This is a genomic window from Paraburkholderia sp. SIMBA_027, from assembly GCF_046535315.1.
GTDB lineage: Bacteria > Pseudomonadota > Gammaproteobacteria > Burkholderiales > Burkholderiaceae > Paraburkholderia > Paraburkholderia tropica.
This window is the reverse complement of sequence record NZ_JAWRWY010000006.1, coordinates 390,229-410,492: the sequence shown is the minus strand read 5'-3', so window position 1 is coordinate 410,492 and position 20,264 is coordinate 390,229. Positions and strand designations below refer to the sequence as shown.

Below are 20,264 nucleotides of genomic sequence, written 5' to 3'. Positions count from 1 at the left end.
AGCGGCGTCGTATCGACATCGCGATCGGGCGGCGGGGGTTGCCCTCAAATATCGAGCGGATCGACTTCGAGATTCCAGCGCAGCACGCCGCGTAGCGCGCGCAGCGCGGGTTGCCACGCGTGCAGCGTGGCCTGCAGGGCCGCGCGCGACTGGCTCTCGATGAGCAACTGCGCGCGGTGCACGTTCATGACCTTCACGATCGTCAGCGGCACGGCGTCGTAGGCCATCACGCGCGACGCGGCCGGAATGGCCGTGAGCGCCGCGGCCGCTTCGGCAAGAAACGCGAGCGCCGCTTCGAGCGTGCGCCCCTCGGCGCGCAGCAAGGCCTGATAGACGAACGGCGGAAGATGCGCGTCGCGACGCTCCTTGACCTGCGAATTCGCGAAACCCACGTAATCGTGGCGCGCGAGCGCGTGATAAATCGCGTGGCGCGGATAACGCGTCTGCACCAGCACCTCGCCGGGCAGCCCGGCGCGGCCCGCGCGGCCGCTCACCTGCATCAGTTGCGCGAACAGGCGCTCGCTCGCGCGAAAATCGTGCGAGAACAGCGCGTTGTCGGCGTTCAGCACGCCCACCAGCGAGACGCGCTGGAAGTCGTGGCCCTTCGCGACCATCTGCGTGCCCACGAGGATGTCGACTTCGCCCGCGTGCACATCGGAGAAAAGCGCCTGCGCGCTGCCTTTGCGACGCGTGCTGTCGGCGTCGATGCGCAGCACGCGCGCGCCCGGCACCGCGCTCGCGAGCGCTTCCTCGATACGCTGCGTGCCGCGTCCCATCGGCGCGATATCGACGTTGCCGCACTCCGGACACGAATGCGGAATGCGCGATTCCCAGCCGCAGTGGTGGCAGCGCAGCGCGCGTTCGGGCTTGTGCAGCACGACGTAGGCGCTGCAGCGCGGACAGCCGGCAACCCAGCCGCAGGCGTCGCAGGCGAGCGTCGGCGCATAGCCGCGCCGGTTCAGAAAAATCAGGCTCTGCTCGCCGCGCTCCAGGCGCGCCTTCATGGCCGCGATCAGCGGGCCGGACAAGCCCTCGAACGACGCGCGCCCGCGCCGCCGCTCCTCTTCCAGATCGATCAGCTTGACAGTCGGCAGCACGGCGTCGGCCATCGCGCGGCATGACAGCGTGAGACGCGTATAGCGGCCCTGATCGGCCTGCCACCAGCTTTCCAGCGACGGCGTGGCCGAACCCAGCACGACCGGAATCGCAAGCTGCTTGGCGCGCCACACGGCCAGATCGCGCGCCGAGTAGCGCAGCCCTTCCTGCTGCTTGTAGGCGGGATCGTGCTCCTCGTCGACGACGATCATCGCCAGATGCGGCAGCGACGCCATCACGGCCAGCCGCGTGCCCAGCACGATGCGCGCGCGGCCCGTGTGCGCGGCGAGCCAGTGGCGCGCGCGTTCGCCCTCGGCGAGACCGCTGTGCATCGTGACAATCGCGCCGTCGGGCAGCACGCCCGCGAAGCGCGTGCGGAACGCCGCCTCGAACTGCGGCGTGAGATTGATTTCGGGGACGAGCACCAGCGCCTGCGCCTCGGGCTCGCGTTCGAGCCGCGCGGCCAGCGCGCGCAGATAGACCTCGGTCTTGCCGCTGCCCGTCACGCCATGCAGCAGGAACGGCGCGAAGCCGCTCGATTCGACAATCGCCTCGACGGCCGTTTGCTGCTCGTCGCTCAGGCGGTGCAGCGCGGCCGGCTCTTTCGCCCCGTTCGCGCCGTTAGCCCCGTTCGTTGCGCGGGCATCGACGTTTCCATTCGTGCCGACGGACAAATCGGCACTGTCGGCGTCGTCGGTATTTTTTACGGTCGGGATTTGCCCGGATGCGCGCGGCGCGGCGCCGAACTCGACGCACTCGTACTCGACCCAACCCGCATCGCGCCACGATTCGAGCGTCGCGGCGGCCTTCGGATGCAGCGCGCGCGCGTCGGCGAGATCGAGCTCACCGGCGGCCACGAGCGCCTCAGCCAGACGGCGCAGCGCCGCCGCGCGGGCGGGCAGGGCTTCGGGCAGCGCTTCGCGGCCCGCGGGCAGCAGCCGATAACGTTCCTCGGGCGCCAGCAGGCGCGGCCAGCGCGGCGGGTCGCGCAACGCTTGCGGCAAGGCCGGCAACGCGACTTCGCCCAATCCGCGCTGGTAGTAATCAGCGGCGAACTCCACCAGCGCGAGCCATTTTTCCGACAGCGGCGGGCACGACGCGCAGACCTCGATGACGTCGCGCAGCTTGTTCGCGGGCACCTCGCTGTGAGCACTCACTTCCACGATGAGGCCCACGGACTCGCGTCGTCCGAATGGCACGCGCACCAGCATGCCCGGACGCGGCTCGGGCCAGCCGCCCGGATAGCGGTAGTCGTAGAGCGCGTCCAGCGGGTGATCGAGCGCGACACGCGCGAAACGCGTGCTCATGCAGCGCCCCCGCTCGCGGCGGCAGCGCTACGTGTGCTGGCGCACCGACGCCCGAACTTAAAGTAAAACTTCACTTTGCGCGCTAAGTTTTGGATTCCGCAGAACAATCGCGCTCCCCGCCGTCTCGCCTGTGGATAACTTTGTTGAGAACTCGATGTCGACGCGCCGCGCCAGCCATTTTGGCGTGCCTATGTGGGAAACCGCACAAAACGCCATGGAGCGGCGAAAGCCTTATCTGTCAAGGGTCTGATTGATTCTTTCGAGACCGTTCTCGCTCGCTGCGGCAATTTTTCCCTCTTGCGCGCCGCAACGAGACAAGTGTGCATAAGTCAACGCTTGACAGACCCCGAAGGGCGTCTGGCTGGCCTCTTTAGCCCGGTCTTACCCTGATGCCCGGAGCCCAGGCCCCGCCCTGCGCGCTGCGTTGCAACAAAAACGTCACGCGGACGCGGCGTGCAGCGCGCGGCTATGACGATGCACTTCGTCGACGAGTTCGGCGACGCTTTCAGGCGGCGTGAACTGCGAAATGCCGTGGCCGAGATTGAAGACGTGACCCGGATGCGCGCCGAAACTGTCGAGCACCGCGCGCGCCTGTTCGCGAATCGCCGCCGGCGACGCGAACAGCACGGTCGGGTCCAGATTGCCTTGCAGCGCCACGCGATCGCCCACGCGCTCGCGCGCGCGGCCGAGGTTCACGGTCCAGTCGAGACCGACCGCGTCGACGCCCGTATTGGCGATCTCGTCGAGCCACAGCCCGCCGCCCTTCGTGAAGGTGATCACCGGCACGCGTTCGCCGTCGTGCTCGCGCTTGAGCTGGTCGACCACGCGCTGGATATAGGCCAGCGAGAAACGCTGATAAATGCCGTCGGCGAGCGCGCCGCCCCAGGTGTCGAAAATCATCACGGCCTGCGCGCCCGCTTCGATCTGCGCGTTCAGATACGCGGCCACGGCCTGCGCGTTGATCTCGAGAATGCGCTCCATGAGGTCCGGGCGCGCGTACAGCATCGACTTCACGGTGCGGAAATCGTCCGAGCCGCCGCCTTCGACCATATAGCACGCGAGCGTCCACGGGCTGCCCGAGAAGCCGATCAGCGGCACGCGCTGACGACCCTCGCCGTCGGTGAGCGCGCGGCGGATCTCGCGCACGGCATCGGTCACGTAGCCGAGCGTCGCGCCGATGTCGGGCACGGCGAGCTTCGCCACGTCTTCCTCGGTGCGCACCGGATGCGCGAATTTCGGACCCTCGCCCGCCTGGAACGACAGGCCAAGACCCATCGCGTCCGGAATCGTGAGGATGTCCGAAAAGAGGATCGCGGCGTCGAGCGGATAGCGCTCGAGCGGCTGCAGCGTGACTTCGGTCGCGTAATCGGGATTCTTCGCCAGGCCGAGGAAACTGCCCGCGCGGCTGCGCGTCGCGTTGTATTCCGGCAGATAACGGCCCGCCTGGCGCATCAGCCAGATCGGCGTGTACTCGGTCGGCTGACGCAGCAATGCGCGCAGGAAGGTGTCGTTCAGAAGGGTGTGGGCCACGTGCGGAGGCGCTTGCGCGCGAGATTCGGAAGCAGACCGCTATTTTACCGGACCGACGCGTACGGCATGGCGCCGATGGTCGGCATAAGTGCGACGCGAGGACTCAGGGGCGGCATCAGGGGCGGCATCGGCACCATGTTCAGCGCGACGTGGCATGCGCGCATCGGGCCGCCGCTCGCGGTTTGCCGCGCGCGATGCGGCGCGCTACCAGGTCTGTCCATGCTTAACGCGTGATGGCGAGCGGGCTATGATCGACCGGCTTTCCGGATCATGACATCGCATCCATCAAAGGACGAGGAGACACGCAGCATGAAGAACAACAAGGCGCTCGCCGCCGCCGGCGCACTCGTCGCCGCCTTGCTCGCCGCGCTCGCGGGCACGCCCTGCGCATTCGCACAATCGAACGCGAATCCGAATGTGAATCCGAACACGGCCGCCGCGCCCTCGCGTCTCGACGAGGTGCTCGCGCGCGGCACGCTGCGCGCCTGCACGACCGGCGACTACAAGCCCTATTCGTTCTACAAACCGGACGGCACCTTCGAAGGCATCGACATCGACATGACCGAGTCGCTCGCGAAGTCGCTCGGCGTGAAAGCGGAGTTCGTGAAGACCACGTGGTCCAATCTGATGACCGACTTCCTCGCGAAGTGCGACGTGGCCGTGGGCGGTGTCTCGACCACGCTCGAACGTCAGAAGCGCGCGTTCTTCACCGAGGCCTATCAGGTCGACGGCAAGACGCCCATCGTGCGTTGCGACGATGTGAACAAGTATCAGACCGTCGCGCAGATCGATCAGCCATCCACGCGTGTGATCGTGAATCCGGGCGGCACGAACGAGCGCTTCGCGAAGCAGTTCTTCCCGCACGCGAACCTCACCGTCTATCCCGACAACGTGACGATCTTCAAGCAGATCCTCGCGGGCAAGGCCGACGTGATGGTCACCGATGCTTCCGAAACGCTCCTGCAACAGAAGCTCAATCCGGGCCTGTGCTCGGTGCATCCGGACAAGCCGTTTCAATACGGCGAGAAAGCGTGGATGGTCCCGCGCGGCGACGTGGTGTTTCAACAGTACGTCGATCAATGGCTGCATCTTGCGCGTGCAAGCGGCGAGTATCAGTCGATCTCGGACAAGTGGCTGAAGTGAAACGCAAGTGATGCGCAGGTCACACGCAGATCGCGTCGCGCGCGCACGATGGATCGATGCAGCTTGCGTGATTTGCTGCATCCGCATCATTCGATGCCGCGCGCGCCGCGCGAACATTCGTTAAACGATATGACGAGTTGCAACGACACGTTGCATTTCGACATGTTCCGTCCGTGAACCGCGCATACACGGCCCTGTGCGGATGCTGCATGCATTCACGTGGCCGCGCGCGGCATTCATGTGACGAAAACGGCGTATCGCCCGCATGGCGGGACTTTCTTCATGCGATAAGAATTTTGCTTCACGCTAACGTTTGCGCGCGCGCTGACAGCACAGGAAAATGCCGGTAAAAATGACGGTCGAAAACCGCTCCGGATGGCAAAAAATCCCTCGGAGCCTTATCTGGCGGGCGTTACAACCTGAAACACTTTGTTACCGCCAAGGTTCATTAATTCGCCCACAATGCCTTCAACGGTTTCAACACGGATGTGGCTTGGTGCCAGTGTGAGCGGACACGATACACCAGCCGGTCGGCTTTATGCCGAAGCCCTCCTTAGGGGCATCCTTGCTGGAGCCGTGACCGGCGTCTCGTACGTTTCATCAGCCGGCTCCTCCTTTGGTCTCCTCGCGCTAACCCCGTAGCGTGTGGTTTTTAGCGGGCTCCAGGCCCGCTTTTTTTTCGTCCGCGTTTTTCCTTCCTCGCGTTTTTCTTCCGGTTTTCCTCGCGCTTTTTCCTGATTTTTCGCTGATCGTTCGACTATTTGCGTCGCCGCACGCGCATCGTCCGGATTCAATTACTTCGGCATCCGGATGATTCAATCGCCCGCGGCCATGCGCCTGGCGCGCGACGGCGCGACTCGCCCTGTCGCGCACGCCCGCACGTCTTGCAGGTTCAAGCCGTCTTCTGTTCGTCGATCTTCAACTCGTCGATCATCTGCGCGCGCATCACGAACTTCTGCACCTTGCCCGTCACCGTCATCGGCAGTTCGTCGACGAAACGGATGTACTTCGGGATCTTGTAGTGCGCGATTTGCCCCTGGCAGAAAGCCTGGATCTCCTCGGCCGTCGCGCCTTCGCCCGGACGCAGCACGATCCACGCGCACACTTCCTCGCCATACTTCGCGTCCGGCACGCCGAACACCTGCACGGTCTGCACCTTCGGATGGCGGAACAGGAATTCCTCGATCTCGCGCGGATAGATGTTTTCGCCGCCGCGTATCAGCATGTCCTTCAGGCGGCCCACGATGTTGCAGTAGCCTTCGGCGTCGAGCGTCGCGAGGTCGCCCGTATGCATCCAGCCGTCGATGATCGACTCCGCCGTCTTCGCTTCGTCGCCCCAGTAGCCGCACATCACCGAATAACCGCGCGTGCACAGCTCGCCCGTCTCGCCCACTGGCACGACGTTGCCGAGCGGATCGACGATCTTCACTTCGAGATGCGGCTGGATGCGGCCCACCGTGGTCGTGCGCTTGTCGAGCGGATCGGTGGTCGCGCTCTGGAACGAGACCGGACTCGTTTCCGTCATGCCGTACGCGATGGTGATCTCGGCCAGATGCATCTTCGAGACCACGCGCTTCATCGTTTCGATCGGACACGGCGAGCCCGCCATGATGCCCGTGCGCAATCGCGAGAGATCGAAGCTCGCGAAGTCCGGATGGTCGAGCTCGGCGATGAACATCGTCGGCACGCCATGCAGCGCCGTGCAGCCTTCCTCGGACACGGCTTCGAGCGTCGCGCGCGGATCGAAGGCCTCGCCCGGAAACACCATGTTCGCGCCGACCGACACGCACGCCAGCACCGCGAGCACCATGCCGAAGCAGTGATACAGCGGCACCGGGATGCAGAGCGAATCGTCCTCGCTCAAACGCATGGCCATCGCGATGAAGCGCCCGTTGTTGACGACGTTGCGATGCGTGAGCGTCGCGCCCTTCGGATTGCCGGTCGTGCCACTCGTGAACTGGATATTGATCGGATCGTCGGGCGAGAGCGTCGCGCCGAGCGCGTCGAGCCAGGCCGAACCGTCGCGCGCGAGCCGAACGCGGCCCATCTCGATCAGCTCGCTGAAGTTGAGCATGCCGGGCGTCGCGGTATCGCACATGCGGATCACCGTGCGCAACGCAGGCAGGCGCGCCGCATGCAAATCGCCGGGCTGCGCGCTCGCGAGTTCGGGCGCGAGCGTTTGCAGCATCTCCAGATACTGCGAGGTCTTGAAGCGCTCCGCCGCCACGATCGCCTTGCAGCCGACCTTGTTCAGTGCATATTCGAGCTCCGCGAGCCGGTAAGCCGGATTGATGTTGACCAGCACCGCGCCGATGCGCGCCGTCGCGAACTGCGTGAGCAGCCATTCGACGCGATTGGGCGACCAGATGCCCACGCGGTCGCCCTTCTCGATGCCCAGTTCCGCGAGACCGGCCGCCATCACGTCGACTTCGGCCGCGAACTCGCGCCAGTTCCAGCGTATGCCCTGCTCGCGGAACACGACGGCGGGCCGCTCCGGAAAGCGGCTGACGGTCTCGTGCAGGAATTCACCGATGGTGGCGTCGGAGAGCGGCGTGGCGGCTGTCCCGCGCACGTAGGAAAGACCGTCCTGCGGCGCGATGAGCGCTTCGCGCGCGGCCGCCGCGCCTGCTGCGTCGATTGCCATGGTGGCTGTCTCCTGCGGGAGCCGCGCTCCCGGTTGAAATGATTTTGAAATCTATTCTCCACCGCGATGCGCGGCGGCGGCATCAAGTTTTACCCGCAGCGCACGCGGGCAGGACCGCTCGCGCCGCTTGGGGCGGCACGCTCGAAGGCATGATTTCGCATTACCTTTCCGTAAACGTCAAGTAGTTTGAACCCAGGTTTGTGCGGGGCGCGGAAGGCGGCCCGACGCCGTCTCGCCCGCAGCAGGTCGCGGCGGCGGCTTTATTCGCGCGCAAGGTTTGGCGCTTTTCCCGCGCCGCATCGCGACATCGCGTCGCGCACTCTCAAGCGTCTGATGGACTTCGGCACCGATTCGTAATGCAATCGCCGCTGCCTTACAGCCGTCTCACGATGTTTTGACTTCTGCCGATTATTTCGTAGTTCTTATCAACCTGTTGCGTAGGAAATCTCCCAACCTGGAGTCCTGATGAACCCCACCGCTACCTGCCGTCTGAAACTCTCGAAAAAAATCTGGGCCGGCGTGCCCGGATCCGATGCCAACGGCTATTCCGATCCCGCCGATACGATCCAGTACGCGTTCGGCGTCGTGCCCGAAGGCACGCATTTCCGCGATTTCGCCCGTGCGGACGGCTCGGTCGACACGTATCGGCTGACCGGCGGCATCCTCATGGTGACGGGCGACAACACGACCGACGTTGCGCTCGCACCGGGGCGCTACTGGCTGTACGAGTTCGTGATCGGGCGCGATGCGGATGGCGTCACGCCGCGCTATTACCAGCGCACCGGCTGGGATTTCACCGCCGTGGTGGACGGCGAACGGCGTTCGCCCGTCGACGACAACGACGGCGCCGTGCTCTTCGAAGTCGGCGCACAAACGCGCGAGATGAGCATCGTCGCCATCAACAAGGCCGTGTGCGTCGAACTCGACAAGCGCTTGAGCAGCGGCACCGGGCGCACGAACGGCGTGCTGTTCTTCGGCACGAGTTCCTATCTCGGCCTCACGCAACTGGGCTCCGCGAATTTCGACGGTAACGCGGTGGTCCGCGTCGGCATCACCGGCATGGATGGCAAGGTGCGCCTCGACGGCTTCACGTCGGGCAACAACGTCTTCATCCACGAAGTCGTGCCCAAGGCGAGTTACGACGCGGGCGTGCGGCCACAGAAGATGGACGTGTACCGGCTCGACGGAACGCTCTGGTATAGCGCCGGATTCCCCGACGCGCACGAAGTCACGCAGGACGAACTCGACGCGCTGCTGCGCAATCCCAAGTTCACCGAAGCGGGACGCGCGCTGATCCACACGAATCTGCGCGTGGGCGACTGGCTGTTCACGAACCAGAACTACTTCTACGAGCGCCAGGGACTGATGCGTGTCGAGGTGACGAACAACACCGGCAAGAAGGGCAAGCTGCGTCTGTCGAAGAAGATCTGGGCGGGCGTGCCGGGCGCCGATGCCAACGGCTATTCGAATCCCGACGACACGATTCAGTACACGTTCGGCGTCGTGCCGGCGGGCACGCATTACGGCGACTTCGCGCTGGCCGACGGTGCGGTCGATACGAGCAAACTGATCGGCGGCGTGTTGACGGTGGTCGGCGCGAACGTCGTCGAACTGATGCTGGAGCCCGGCCAATACTGGCTCTACGAGTTCGTGATTGGCCGCAATGCCGATGGCGTCTCGCTGCGCTATTTCCAGCGCACCGGCTGGGACTTCACCGCCTTGATCGACGGCGAGCGACGCGCCCCCGTGGACGACATCGACGGCGCGGTGGCCTTCGAGATCGGCGCGCAAACGGCGCAGGTCGAGATCGTCGGCATCAACAAATCGGTGAGCGTGCAGATCGACAAGCGCTTTACGCCTGGCGCGCAGGACAAGGAGAAGGCAGGCGTGCTGTTCCTCGCCACCAGCTCGTATCTCGGCGTCTTGCCGATCGTGAGAGACGCCATCGGCGCGAGCAATAGCACGGCGATCTTGCGCCTCGGCGTGACGGGTCCGAACGGCTCGGTGCGGCTCGACGGCTTCACGTCGGGCAATAACGTCTTCATCCACGAAATCGTGCCGCAGGATGCCTACGACGCGGGCATCATGCCCGTCAGCATGAGCGTCTACGGACTCGACGGCACGCGCGTCTTCACGTCCGAATTCAAGCTTCAGGGCGCGCTGCGCGAGGGCGAGAACTGGCGCGACGACGAGCATCAGCGCCGCCTCACCCAGGCCGACCTCGACGCCCTGCTCGCCGAACCCAAGCTCACGCGTGCGGGCCGCGCACTGATCCTCGAACACGTCCGCGCCGGCGACTACCTGTTCTCGAACGTGAATTACTTCTCGGAGCGTCAGGGCGTGATGCGCGTCGAAGTGCTGAACGACAGCGGCCGCGGCTAAGCTGCCCGCTCGCGTCGGCCCATAAAAAAAGCTCCCCGGCGCGATCGCCGGGGAGCTTTTTCGATTCGGTCACACGCGCCTCGAAGGCGCGTGCGGGAATCAATGCTGGTGTTGCTTGCGCAGACGCTGGATCGCCGCGAGTTGCGCAACGGCGTAGGCCAGTTCGGCCTGCGCGGTGGCGTACTCGAGGTTCGAGCCGGCGTTCTGCAGCGCCTCTTCGGCGCGCTTGCGCGCTTCGGCGGCCTTCGCTTCGTCGAGATCCTTGCCGCGGATCGCGGTGTCGGCGAGCACCGTCACGGCGCCCGGCTGCACTTCGAGAATGCCGCCTGCGACGAACACGAACTCTTCATTGCCGTCCGCGCCCACGATACGCACCGCACCCGGACGAATCCGCGTGATGAGCGGCGTGTGGCCCGGCAGAATGCCCAGCTCGCCCGCCTCGCCCGGAAGCGCGACGAACTTCGCCTGGCCGTCATAGATGCTCTCTTCGGCGCTGACGACGTCTACCTTGATGGTTGCTGCCATATGTGTCGAACTCCTGGGGTCAAGGGGTTGCGGCGGCGAGATCCGTCAATGCCGATAAAACCAGCGCGACACATCTCGCCTCGTTGCCTGCAACGCGACCCTTACTGGATCTTCTTGGCCTTTTCGAAGGCTTCGTCGATCGTGCCGACCATGTAGAACGCCTGCTCCGGCAGGTGATCGCACTCACCTTCCACGATCATCTTGAAGCCGCGGATGGTTTCCTTCAGCGGCACGTACTTGCCCGGCGAGCCCGTGAAGACTTCCGCGACGTGGAACGGCTGCGACAGGAAACGCTGGATCTTACGTGCGCGAGCGACCGACAGCTTGTCGTCCGGCGACAGTTCGTCCATGCCCAGAATTGCGATGATGTCACGCAGTTCCTTGTAGCGCTGGAGCGTCTGTTGCACGCGGCGCGTGATCGAGTAGTGCTCTTCACCGATCACGTTCGGGTCGATCTGGCGCGAGGTCGAGTCGAGCGGGTCGACTGCCGGGTAGATACCCAGCGAGGCGATGTCACGCGACAGCACGACGGTTGCGTCCAGGTGGCCGAAGGTCGTAGCCGGCGACGGGTCGGTCAAGTCGTCCGCAGGGACGTACACGGCCTGAACCGACGTAATCGAGCCCTTCTTGGTCGACGTGATGCGCTCTTGCAGCTTGCCCATTTCTTCAGCCAGCGTCGGCTGATAGCCCACTGCCGACGGCATACGGCCGAGCAGTGCCGACACTTCCGTGCCAGCCAGCGTGAAACGGTAGATGTTGTCGACGAAGAACAGCACGTCGAGGCCTTCGTCACGGAAGTGCTCGGCCATCGTCAGACCGGTCAGCGCGACGCGCAGACGGTTGCCCGGCGGCTCGTTCATCTGGCCGTAGACCAGCGCGACCTTGTCGAGAACGTTCGAGTCCTTCATTTCGTGATAGAAGTCGTTCCCTTCGCGGGTACGCTCGCCAACACCGGCGAACACGGAGAAACCACCGTGTTCCTTAGCGATGTTGTTGATCAGTTCCATCATGTTGACGGTCTTGCCCACACCGGCGCCACCGAACAGGCCGACCTTGCCGCCCTTTGCGAACGGGCAGATCAGGTCGATGACCTTGATGCCGGTTTCGAGCAGTTCCGCCGACGGCGACAACTCGTCGAACGCCGGAGCCTTCTGGTGGATCGCGCGCGTCGTTTCGCTGACGATCGGGCCGGCTTCGTCGATCGGACGGCCGAGCACGTCCATGATACGGCCGAGCGTCGGCTTGCCGACCGGCACGCTGATGGGCTTGCCCGTGTTCTTCACCACGGTGCCGCGGCGCAGGCCGTCCGACGCACCCAGACAGATGGTGCGCACGACGCCGTCACCGAGCTGCTGCTGCACTTCGAGGGTCAGTTCCGACCCGTCGAGAATGAGCGCGTCGTAGATCTTCGGCATGCTCTCGCGCGGGAATTCCACGTCGATCACCGCGCCGATGCACTGTACGATCTTGCCTTCCGGCAAAGCAGTTGTACTCATCGATTTTCCTTTAGATACCTGAATTCTTCACTCGCCTGGCGGCACACACCGGGTACGCCGGCGCGGATTCGCGTTCGCTATTCGGGTCAGACGGCTGCTGCGCCGCCCACGATTTCCGACAGTTCCTTCGTAATCGCGGCCTGGCGGCTCTTGTTGTACGAGAGCTGCAGTTCGTTGATGACCGTCTTCGCGTTGTCCGACGCCGCCTTCATCGCGACCATACGTGCCGATTGCTCCGACGCCATGTTTTCCGCGACGGCCTGATAGACCAGCGCTTCGACATAGCGGACCAGCAACTCGTCCACGACGGTTTGCGCGTCCGGCTCGTAGATGTAGTCCCACTGCGACTTCGGCGTCGCGCCATCGTCCTGACCGCCTTCGAGGCGCTCGTTCGACAGCGGCAGCAGCTGCTCGATGACCGGCTCCTGCTTCATCGTATTGACGAAGCGCGTGTATGCGAGATACACGGCCGAGAGCTTGCCTTCCGAGTACTGGTCGAGCTGCACCTTGATGGCGCCGATCAGCTTTTCCAGATGCGGCGTGTCGCCGAGTTGCACGACATTCGACACGACTTTCGCGCGCAGACGGTTCAGGAAACCGAGGCCCTTGCTGCCGATCGCCGTAGCTTCGACCGACGTGCCGGACGCTTCCAGATCCTTGAACTTCTGCAGCGTCGCGCGCAGCACGTTGGTGTTCATCCCGCCGCACAGACCCTTGTCGGTCGTGACGAGAATCACGCCGGCGACCTTCGCATCGTTGTTCTCCGTCATGAACGGATGACGATACTCGGGGTTCGCACGGCTCATGTGCGCAGCGATGTCGCGGACCTTGTCGGCGTACGGGCGGGCGGCGCGCATGCGCTCCTGGGCACGGCGCATTTTCGACGCCGCAACCATTTCCATCGCCTTGGTGATCTTGCGCGTGTTTTGCACGCTCTTGATCTTGCCGCGAATTTCCTTCATTCCAGCCATTGCTTGCTCCTTTGTCGATCCGGGTCGGCGCTCGCGCCAACCCGGATCCCAGTCCGTTTATCTAGATTGATTCCCGGACGGATCAATATGCGCCGGACTTTTTGAAGTCCTTGAGAGCCGCGTGGAGCGCGTTCTCGTCGTCCTTCGACAGGTCCTTCTTGTCCTCGATGCGCGCGACGAGGTCAGCGTGCTTCGACTTCAGGTATTCGCGCAGGCCCTTTTCGAACGGCAGGACTTCGGCGACATCGATGTCGTCGAGGTAGCCGTTGTTGGCCGAGAACAGCGCCACAGCCAGTTCCCAGACTTGCAGCGGCTGGTACTGGGGCTGCTTGAGCAGTTCCGTCACGCGGCGGCCGCGCTCGAGCTGCTTGCGGGTCGCTTCGTCGAGGTCCGAGGCGAACTGGGCGAATGCCGCCAGTTCACGGTACTGCGCGAGGTCGGTACGGATACCGCCCGACAGCTTCTTCACGACCTTCGTTTGAGCCGCACCGCCAACACGCGACACCGACACGCCGGCGTTGATTGCCGGGCGGATGCCTGCGTTGAACAGGTCGGTTTCCAGGAAGATCTGGCCGTCGGTAATCGAGATCACGTTCGTCGGAACGAATGCCGTGACGTCGCCTGCCTGCGTTTCGATGATCGGCAGTGCCGTCAGCGAACCCGTCTTGCCCTTGACTTCGCCGTTCGTGAACTTCTCGACGTAGTCGGCCGACACGCGTGCAGCGCGCTCGAGCAGACGCGAGTGGAGATAGAACACGTCGCCGGGGTAAGCTTCGCGGCCCGGCGGGCGGCGCAGCAGCAGCGAGATCTGGCGGTATGCCCAAGCTTGCTTGGTCAGATCGTCATAAATGATCAGGGCGTCTTGACCGCGGTCGCGGAAGTATTCGCCCATCGTGCAGCCGGCGTACGGTGCGAGGTACTGCAGCGCAGCGGATTCCGAAGCCGAAGCGGCCACGACGATCGTGTAGTCGATCGCGCCGGTTTCTTCGAGCTTGCGCAGCACGTTCTGGATCGACGACGCCTTCTGGCCGATGGCGACGTAGATACAGATCAGGTCCTTGCCCTTCTGGTTGATGATCGTGTCGACGGCCACCGCGGTCTTGCCGCACTGACGGTCGCCGATGATCAGCTCACGCTGGCCACGGCCGATCGGCACCATTGCGTCGATCGACTTCAGACCGGTTTGCACCGGCTGCGAGACGCCTTCACGCCAGATCACGCCCGGAGCGATCTTTTCGATCGCGTCGGTCATCTTGGCGTTGACCGGGCCCTTGCCGTCGATCGGGTTGCCGAGCGGATCGACCACGCGGCCGATCAGTTCCGGACCCACCGGCACTTCCAGAATGCGGCCCGTCGTCTTGACGACGTCGCCTTCCGAAATGTGTTCGTATTCACCCAGAATCACGGCGCCGACCGAGTCACGCTCGAGGTTCAGCGCGAGACCGAAGGTGTTGCCCGGGAATTCGAGCATTTCGCCCTGCATCACGTCCGACAGGCCGTGGATGCGCACGATGCCGTCGGTCACGGAGATCACGGTGCCCTGGTTGCGAACGTCTGCGCTCGCTTCAAGGCCCTGGATCCGGCTCTTGATCAGCTCGCTGATCTCAGAGGGATTGAGTTGCATTATTCGCTCCTGATGTTCAATTCTGTTGCGTGCCAGCCGCTGCGTTCGGTGCGTTCACCGGGACGCTCAAGCGGTCAGTGCCACCTGCATGCTGGCGAGCCGCGCGCGGACCGAGGTATCGAGCACTTCGTCGCCGACCGTGACACGCACGCCGCCGATCAGCGACTTGTCGATTTCAACGGTGGGCTTCAGCTTGCATTTGAACTTGCGTTCGAGGCTGGCGACGAGGTCGTTCAACTGGGTGCCTTCGAGCGGGAACGCGCTGACGATCAGCGCATCGGCCGCACCGGCCTTCGCGTTCTTGAGCGCTTCGAACTGTGCGTGGATTTCCGGCAGCAGTTCCAGGCGGTGATTCGCGACCAGCATCTGCACGAGGTTCTTGGCCTCGGCCGAATCCTTGAGCGGGGACTTCACCGCCGACAGCAGCAGCTCGACGACCTGGGCATGGCTCACTTTCGGGCTCGACGCGACCGACAGCACGTCGGGCATGGCCGCAACCTGTGCCAGCTCCGTAACGAGCGTGGACCAGGCGGCGGTGTCACCAGCTTCGGCCACGCCAAACAGGGCTTCTGCGTACGGGCGGGCGATGGTTGCAAGTTCGGCCATGATCAGAGCTCGGCTTTCAGTTGATTCAGCAGATCGGCATGCGCCGACTGATCGACTTCGCGCTTCAGGATCCGCTCGGCGCCTTGCACGGCGAGCGCGGCGACTTCGGCGCGCAGGACTTCGCGTGCCTTGACGACTTGCTGGTCCGCGTCAGCCTTGGCTTGCGCGATGATGCGCGCTGCTTCGGCGTGGGCCTGGGCCTTGATTTCTTCAGCGACTGCGAGAGCGCGCTTTTCCGCATCGGCGATACGGTTTTGGCCCTCGTTACGGGCCGTAGCGAGTTCCTCGCCTACGCGCTTGTGCGCGGCTTCGAGTTCCGCCTTGCCCTTTTCCGCAGCGGCGAGGCCGTCCGCGATCTTCTTCGAGCGCTCGTCGAGGGCGTTGATCAACGGCGGCCACACGAACTTCATCGTGAACCACGCGAGGATCAGGAACACGACCATTTGCGCAAACAGGGTTGCGTTGAGATTCACGGTGTTTCCTTAAACGTTGCTATTCCGGGGAATTGAAACGGCAAGGCGCTCATCGGTTGTGAAACTCGATCAGCGCCTCGTCTCCCGTTCCGCCATGCGCCCTTAACCGTTATAGGTCAGGCGCAACCTTCCAGGGAACTTAGCCCGCGAGCTTCGAGAGCAGCGGGTTAGCGAACGCGAACAGCATTGCAACACCCACGCCAATCAGGAACGCTGCATCGATCAGACCAGCCAGCAGGAACATCTTCGTCTGCAGCGGGTTCATCAGTTCAGGCTGACGTGCGCAGGCTTCGATGTACTTGCCGCCCATCAGGCCGATACCGATACAGGCGCCGATTGCACCCAGGCCGATGATGATGCCGATACCGATGGCCGTGAAACCCTGGATGTTGGCGATGAAAGCTTGCATGATCACTCCTTTGTGAGATTTTCTGGAACTGGGGATTTAAAACTTAAAACTGCAATTCTGGTCCGACCGCCGTTTAGTGGCTGTCGTGTGCCTGGCCGATGTACACCAGCGTCAGCATCATGAAAATGAACGCTTGCAGCAGAACGATCAGGATGTGGAAGATCGCCCAGACGCTGCCTGCAATCACGTGGCCGATGAAGCCAAGCACCGTCGAATCCGCGCCGAAGGTCCACAGACTGCCCAGCAGGGCGATCAGCAGGAACAGCAGTTCGCCGGCATACATGTTGCCGAACAACCGCAGGGCGAGCGAAACCGTCTTGGCGACGAACTCGATGATGTTGAGTGCAAGGTTCGGGATCCACAGCAGCGGATGCGAGCCGAACGGCGCCGACAGCAGCTCGTGGGCGAAGCCGCCGGGGCCCTTGATCTTGAGGTTGTAATAGATCATCAGCACGAACACGCCGAGCGCGATGCCGAACGTGCCGTTGAGGTCGGCGGTCGGGACGATGCGCTGATGCGGGAGTGCTTCGGACAGACCCAGCCAGCCGATCACGCGGCCCGGCAGGTCGACGGGGATGAAGTCGAGGGAGTTCATCAGCGCCACCCAGACGAACACCGTCAGGGCCAGCGGAGCGATGAATTTACGGTTGCCGTGAATGATGGACTTCGACTGGTCTTCGACCATTTCGACCAGCATTTCGATGGCGCACTGGAAGCGGCCCGGCACGCCCGACGTGGCCTTGCGTGCGGCGACGAACAGCAGCAGGATGGTGACGACACCACACAGGATCGACCAGAACAGCGTGTCGATGTTCCAGACGTGGAAATCGACGATCGACGTCTGATGCGAGGTGGAAAAATTCTGCAAGTGGTGCGCAATGTACTCGGACGGATCCAGAGCGCGCGTTCCTTCGCTGGCTGCCATATCGTTAAAACCACCCAAATTGTCGAAAATCGTTTCCGGCCGTTCCCGCGCCAACCAGATTGCGGGAACGCACCGCCGCGGATCGTGTCTTATTTGCTCCGCATGGGCCAGCTGATCTTCGCCTCCATCGCCTCTACGCCCGAAGGCGGCGCGATGTTGGCGGGATTCAGCGCCACGCGAGCGCGATCCAGTATGTCTTCAGTGCGATCAGGTACGTGATGAGCAGGGGAATCCACTGCACGTCGCGATACCAGAACGCGATGGCGACGAACATCGCAATCGTCGCCCCCATCTTGAATGCTTCACCGAGCATCCAGTTCATTACGGTGCCGGCGCCGCTCAACTGCTTGAGCCGCGCGGCGAACAACGCGCCGGGCACCCAGCAGATCGCTCCTCCCAGCAGCGCCGAGATCGGCACACTGCTCGGCGCAGCCGCACCCGGTGGCGTATAAAACAGCCACCACAACAGCGTAGCAACCAGGGACAAAACCACTTGCGCCGCCACGACACGAAACGGCGTGACGCGCGATGGGCGACTCACCTGCGCACCGAACAGCTGCTCGGCTTCAGTCCGGGTGAGCGGAACGATGTCGTTGTTATCTTGCTGATCGGCGTCCAGCTGGTCCCAGCGATCGTTGTGATCGACACGCGAACCCGCGGCTCCTGCTTTCTCCGTTCCCGCACCCTGCCCCCGGCGGGATGCTTCGATCGCGCTACGCGGACCATCGGGCCCTTCATGCGCCTGCGGCGCTTCGTCTGGCCTGTGACCCACCATCGCGTTATTCCGGATATTTGCCTTTCGCGCGCTTTATTACAACGTGCTTACGGCATCGCCAACCAAATAAATCCGGGCGATTGTAAGCGATAGTTGCAGCCAATTCAAGACTTTAGCCCGCTCAATAACACCCGTGAAATGCTACTTCATCATGCGGAAAACGCACCATTACCCGAGGGGTAACGGAAAATGTAAGGGAGCGTTCACCGCACGTTCTGCACTCAGGAGAGCCAGGCAAAACGGGGCGCGATTTTACCTTGTAACCACGTTTATGTCGCTGACCTGTCTCATTTCTGTCAGGAAAAATACAACACGAGACCGCCGCATATTGTCGCAGCCACCCAGAACGGGATCGCGATGAGGTGGAACTGCAGCCAGACGCCCCGCTCGCCCGACAGACGCACGGCGATCAGATTCGCCAGTGAGCCGATCGCGAGGCCGAAGCCGCCGACGCTCACACCGTACGCCAGCGCGCGCCAGTCGTGCGTGAAACCCGCGAGCACGATGGCCGCCGGCACGTTGCTGATGGCCTGAGAGAGCACGGCGCCCGCCAGATAGGCGCGTACCGGTGTCTGCAGCGCGAGGCCCTCCAGCGCGTGATGAATCCACGGCAGCGCCGCCGCGCTGCGCAGGACGATGAACATCAGCACGAAAATCAGCAGCAACAGCCAGTCGATCTTCACCACGATGCGCGCGCGCCAGATCAGGAACCCGGCAGCCACGCCCGCGAGCGCAAGGCCGGCGCGGTGCGCATCGGCGAGCAGCACGAACGCGACAAACAGCACGGCGGCCACGCCCGCGAGCGTGCGATCGACGCCATGCGCCTCTGCGTCGCAGCTCAGATCGAGCGCGGTCGGCCGGAAAAGCAGCGCTGCGAGCGCAAACAGCATCGCCATCAGCAGCGCGCAGAGCGGCGCCAGTGCGACAACGAAGCGACCAAATGCCGCACCACTCAACTGCCAGAGAAACAGGTTTTGCGGATTGCCGAGCGGCGTCAGGATGGAACCGGCGTTCACGGCCAGCGCGATGAAAATCACGAGGCGCTTGAGCGGCAACGGCGTGAGCTTGTGCAGCGACAACACCAGCGGCACGACGACGAATAGCGCAACGTCGTTCGTCACGACCGTCGACAAGGCCGCCGCCAGACCGATCAGCAGAAACGCCAACGCGCGCTCGGAGCGAATTCGATGGACCAGCTTGTGCGCGACCCAGGTCAGGAATCCTGAATATTCGATCGCTTTCGTGAGGATGAGCAGGCCGGCCAGCGTCATCACCGTTTGCCAGTCGACGAGCCCGGGCAGCGTGCTCCACGCGCGCGGCGCGAAGATCTGCAGCAGCACGAGCGCGGCGACGAGTATCGTCAGCACCGGCTCGCCCGCCGCAAATGCGCCGATCCGGCGCAGCAGACTCAGGGGGCCGCGTTGCGCGGCATCAGATTCCTGCACCGTGTACGGAAACGTGCGTTAAACCGCAGCTTCGCCGCGCAAACGCAGCAAAATGCCGTCAAGTGCATCGAGATCGCCGAAATCGACGGTGAGTTGGCCGCGGCCGCGTCGGCCGAGCTTGATCTTCACCGTCGCGGACAGCAGATCCGACAACTCTTCTTCGAGGCGGCGCGTGTCGCGCCCGCCATCGTGCGCAGCCTTCGCCTTCACCGCAGGTGCGGCCTTGGTCGTCGCCGAAACGAGCTTTTCGGTTTCACGCACCGACATACGCTTGTTGACCACCTGGTTCGCGAGCGTGATCTGCGTGGCGGCGTCAACGGCGAGCAGCGCGCGCGCGTGGCCCATATCGAGATCGCCCGCGAGCAGCATGGTCTGCACCGGCGCCGCCAGGTTCAGCAGACGCAGCAGATTCGACACCGCGCTGCGCGAGCGCCCCACCGACTCCGCCGCCTGCTCATGCGTGAAACCGAACTCGTCGAGCAGCCGCTGGATGCCCTGCGCCTCTTCGAGCGGATTCAGGTCTTCGCGCTGGATGTTCTCGATCAGCGCCATCGCGGCGGCGGCCTGATCGGGCACATCCTTCACGAGCACCGGAACCTCGGTCAGGCCGGCAATGTGCGCCGCGCGAAAACGTCGCTCGCCCGCGATGATTTCGTAGCGATTCGCGCTGACCGGACGCACGAGAATCGGCTGCATCAAACCCTGCGCGCGAATGCTCGCCGCCAGTTCCTGCAGCGCGCCTTCGTCCATGCGCGTGCGCGGCTGATACTTGCCCGCCTGCATCTGCGTGAGCGGCAGCGTGTTGGGCGCGCCCTCGATCTTCACTGCTTCGGTGATGTCCGCGCTACCGCCGAGCAGTGCTTCCAGTCCTCGACCCAGCCCCTTTTTTCGTGCTACTGCGTTCATCGTGCTTC

General features: G+C 63.7%; 16 protein-coding genes. 2 read left to right on the top strand and 14 right to left on the bottom strand.

Annotation, left to right across the window (positions count from 1 at the left end):
- Positions 1–44 precede the first annotated feature (44 nt).
- Entirely contained in the window at positions 45–2,402 is a 2,358-nt protein-coding gene (locus SB764_RS14480; RefSeq protein WP_410863867.1) for a primosomal protein N', read from the bottom strand.
- 438 nt (positions 2,403–2,840) lie between these two features.
- Positions 2,841–3,932, bottom strand: a complete 1,092-nt coding sequence (gene hemE, locus SB764_RS14475) for a uroporphyrinogen decarboxylase (protein WP_065061747.1) — start codon at positions 3,930–3,932, stop codon at positions 2,841–2,843.
- A gap of 309 nt (positions 3,933–4,241) precedes the next feature.
- Here hemE and SB764_RS14470 point away from each other — a divergent pair, with 309 nt between their 5' ends.
- Positions 4,242–5,075, top strand: a complete 834-nt coding sequence (locus SB764_RS14470) for a transporter substrate-binding domain-containing protein (protein ID WP_110327861.1) — start codon at positions 4,242–4,244, stop codon at positions 5,073–5,075.
- Positions 5,076–5,967: 892 nt separating this feature from the next.
- Here the strand turns inward: SB764_RS14470 and SB764_RS14465 are convergent.
- Positions 5,968–7,719: an AMP-binding protein gene (locus SB764_RS14465; protein WP_183713009.1), complete on the bottom strand. Its 1,752-nt coding sequence runs from the start codon at positions 7,717–7,719 to the stop codon at positions 5,968–5,970.
- A 465-nt stretch (positions 7,720–8,184) separates the two neighbouring features.
- On the opposite strand from SB764_RS14465, the gene SB764_RS14460 reads away from it, so the two are divergent.
- Entirely contained in the window at positions 8,185–10,101 is a 1,917-nt protein-coding gene (locus SB764_RS14460; RefSeq protein ID WP_410863865.1) for a hypothetical protein, read from the top strand.
- A gap of 99 nt (positions 10,102–10,200) precedes the next feature.
- On the opposite strand, the gene SB764_RS14455 is transcribed toward SB764_RS14460, so the two are convergent.
- The 11 genes from SB764_RS14455 to SB764_RS14405 all read right to left on the bottom strand — a co-directional run bounded on the left by SB764_RS14455 (position 10,201) and on the right by SB764_RS14405 (position 20,256).
- Positions 10,201–10,626 carry a F0F1 ATP synthase subunit epsilon gene (locus SB764_RS14455; protein ID WP_065061750.1) on the bottom strand — a complete coding sequence of 142 codons (426 nt, stop codon included), beginning with the start codon at positions 10,624–10,626 and terminating at the stop codon, positions 10,201–10,203.
- Between the two features lie 101 nt (positions 10,627–10,727).
- Positions 10,728–12,122: a F0F1 ATP synthase subunit beta gene (atpD, locus tag SB764_RS14450; protein ID WP_065061751.1), complete on the bottom strand. Its 1,395-nt coding sequence runs from the start codon at positions 12,120–12,122 to the stop codon at positions 10,728–10,730.
- An 86-nt stretch (positions 12,123–12,208) separates the two neighbouring features.
- On the bottom strand, positions 12,209–13,093 hold the full coding sequence (gene atpG / locus SB764_RS14445; RefSeq protein WP_065061752.1) for a F0F1 ATP synthase subunit gamma: 885 nt from the start codon (positions 13,091–13,093) through the stop codon (positions 12,209–12,211).
- A gap of 82 nt (positions 13,094–13,175) precedes the next feature.
- Positions 13,176–14,717, bottom strand: coding sequence for a F0F1 ATP synthase subunit alpha (gene atpA, locus SB764_RS14440; RefSeq protein WP_065061753.1), 1,542 nt, complete (start codon positions 14,715–14,717; stop codon positions 13,176–13,178).
- Between the two features lie 66 nt (positions 14,718–14,783).
- Positions 14,784–15,323 carry a F0F1 ATP synthase subunit delta gene (locus SB764_RS14435; protein WP_065061754.1) on the bottom strand — a complete coding sequence of 180 codons (540 nt, stop codon included), beginning with the start codon at positions 15,321–15,323 and terminating at the stop codon, positions 14,784–14,786.
- Between the two features lie 2 nt (positions 15,324–15,325).
- Positions 15,326–15,796 (bottom strand): F0F1 ATP synthase subunit B, encoded by a 471-nt coding sequence (locus tag SB764_RS14430; RefSeq protein ID WP_410863862.1) that lies wholly within the window; start codon positions 15,794–15,796, stop codon positions 15,326–15,328.
- A 139-nt stretch (positions 15,797–15,935) separates the two neighbouring features.
- Complete coding sequence (atpE, locus tag SB764_RS14425) at positions 15,936–16,205, bottom strand: F0F1 ATP synthase subunit C (protein ID WP_028203308.1); 270 nt, start codon at positions 16,203–16,205, stop codon at positions 15,936–15,938.
- A 73-nt stretch (positions 16,206–16,278) separates the two neighbouring features.
- Positions 16,279–17,130, bottom strand: a complete 852-nt coding sequence (atpB, locus tag SB764_RS14420) for a F0F1 ATP synthase subunit A (RefSeq protein WP_065061756.1) — start codon at positions 17,128–17,130, stop codon at positions 16,279–16,281.
- 166 nt (positions 17,131–17,296) lie between these two features.
- Positions 17,297–17,905 carry an ATP synthase subunit I gene (locus SB764_RS14415; RefSeq protein WP_321892283.1) on the bottom strand — a complete coding sequence of 203 codons (609 nt, stop codon included), beginning with the start codon at positions 17,903–17,905 and terminating at the stop codon, positions 17,297–17,299.
- A 296-nt stretch (positions 17,906–18,201) separates the two neighbouring features.
- Positions 18,202–19,317, bottom strand: a complete 1,116-nt coding sequence (locus SB764_RS14410) for an SLC13 family permease (RefSeq protein ID WP_410863905.1) — start codon at positions 19,315–19,317, stop codon at positions 18,202–18,204.
- A 51-nt stretch (positions 19,318–19,368) separates the two neighbouring features.
- Positions 19,369–20,256 (bottom strand): ParB/RepB/Spo0J family partition protein, encoded by an 888-nt coding sequence (locus SB764_RS14405; RefSeq protein WP_410863860.1) that lies wholly within the window; start codon positions 20,254–20,256, stop codon positions 19,369–19,371.
- Positions 20,257–20,264 lie beyond the last annotated feature (8 nt).

What these genes read in the sequence shown, in the direction of transcription:
- SB764_RS14480 (WP_410863867.1), bottom strand. Translation starts at nt 2,402, where the DNA reads ATGAGCACGCGTTTCGCGCGTGTCGCGCTCGATCACCCGCTGGACGCG.
- SB764_RS14470 (WP_110327861.1), top strand. Translation starts at nt 4,242, where the DNA reads ATGAAGAACAACAAGGCGCTCGCCGCCGCCGGCGCACTCGTCGCCGCC.
- SB764_RS14465 (WP_183713009.1), bottom strand. Translation starts at nt 7,719, where the DNA reads ATGGCAATCGACGCAGCAGGCGCGGCGGCCGCGCGCGAAGCGCTCATC.
- SB764_RS14460 (WP_410863865.1), top strand. Translation starts at nt 8,185, where the DNA reads ATGAACCCCACCGCTACCTGCCGTCTGAAACTCTCGAAAAAAATCTGG.
- SB764_RS14455 (WP_065061750.1), bottom strand. Translation starts at nt 10,626, where the DNA reads ATGGCAGCAACCATCAAGGTAGACGTCGTCAGCGCCGAAGAGAGCATC.
- atpD (WP_065061751.1), bottom strand. Translation starts at nt 12,122, where the DNA reads ATGAGTACAACTGCTTTGCCGGAAGGCAAGATCGTACAGTGCATCGGC.
- atpG (WP_065061752.1), bottom strand. Translation starts at nt 13,093, where the DNA reads ATGGCTGGAATGAAGGAAATTCGCGGCAAGATCAAGAGCGTGCAAAAC.
- atpA (WP_065061753.1), bottom strand. Translation starts at nt 14,717, where the DNA reads ATGCAACTCAATCCCTCTGAGATCAGCGAGCTGATCAAGAGCCGGATC.
- SB764_RS14435 (WP_065061754.1), bottom strand. Translation starts at nt 15,323, where the DNA reads ATGGCCGAACTTGCAACCATCGCCCGCCCGTACGCAGAAGCCCTGTTT.
- atpE (WP_028203308.1), bottom strand. Translation starts at nt 16,205, where the DNA reads ATGCAAGCTTTCATCGCCAACATCCAGGGTTTCACGGCCATCGGTATC.
- atpB (WP_065061756.1), bottom strand. Translation starts at nt 17,130, where the DNA reads ATGGCAGCCAGCGAAGGAACGCGCGCTCTGGATCCGTCCGAGTACATT.
- SB764_RS14415 (WP_321892283.1), bottom strand. Translation starts at nt 17,905, where the DNA reads ATGGTGGGTCACAGGCCAGACGAAGCGCCGCAGGCGCATGAAGGGCCC.
- SB764_RS14405 (WP_410863860.1), bottom strand. Translation starts at nt 20,256, where the DNA reads ATGAACGCAGTAGCACGAAAAAAGGGGCTGGGTCGAGGACTGGAAGCA.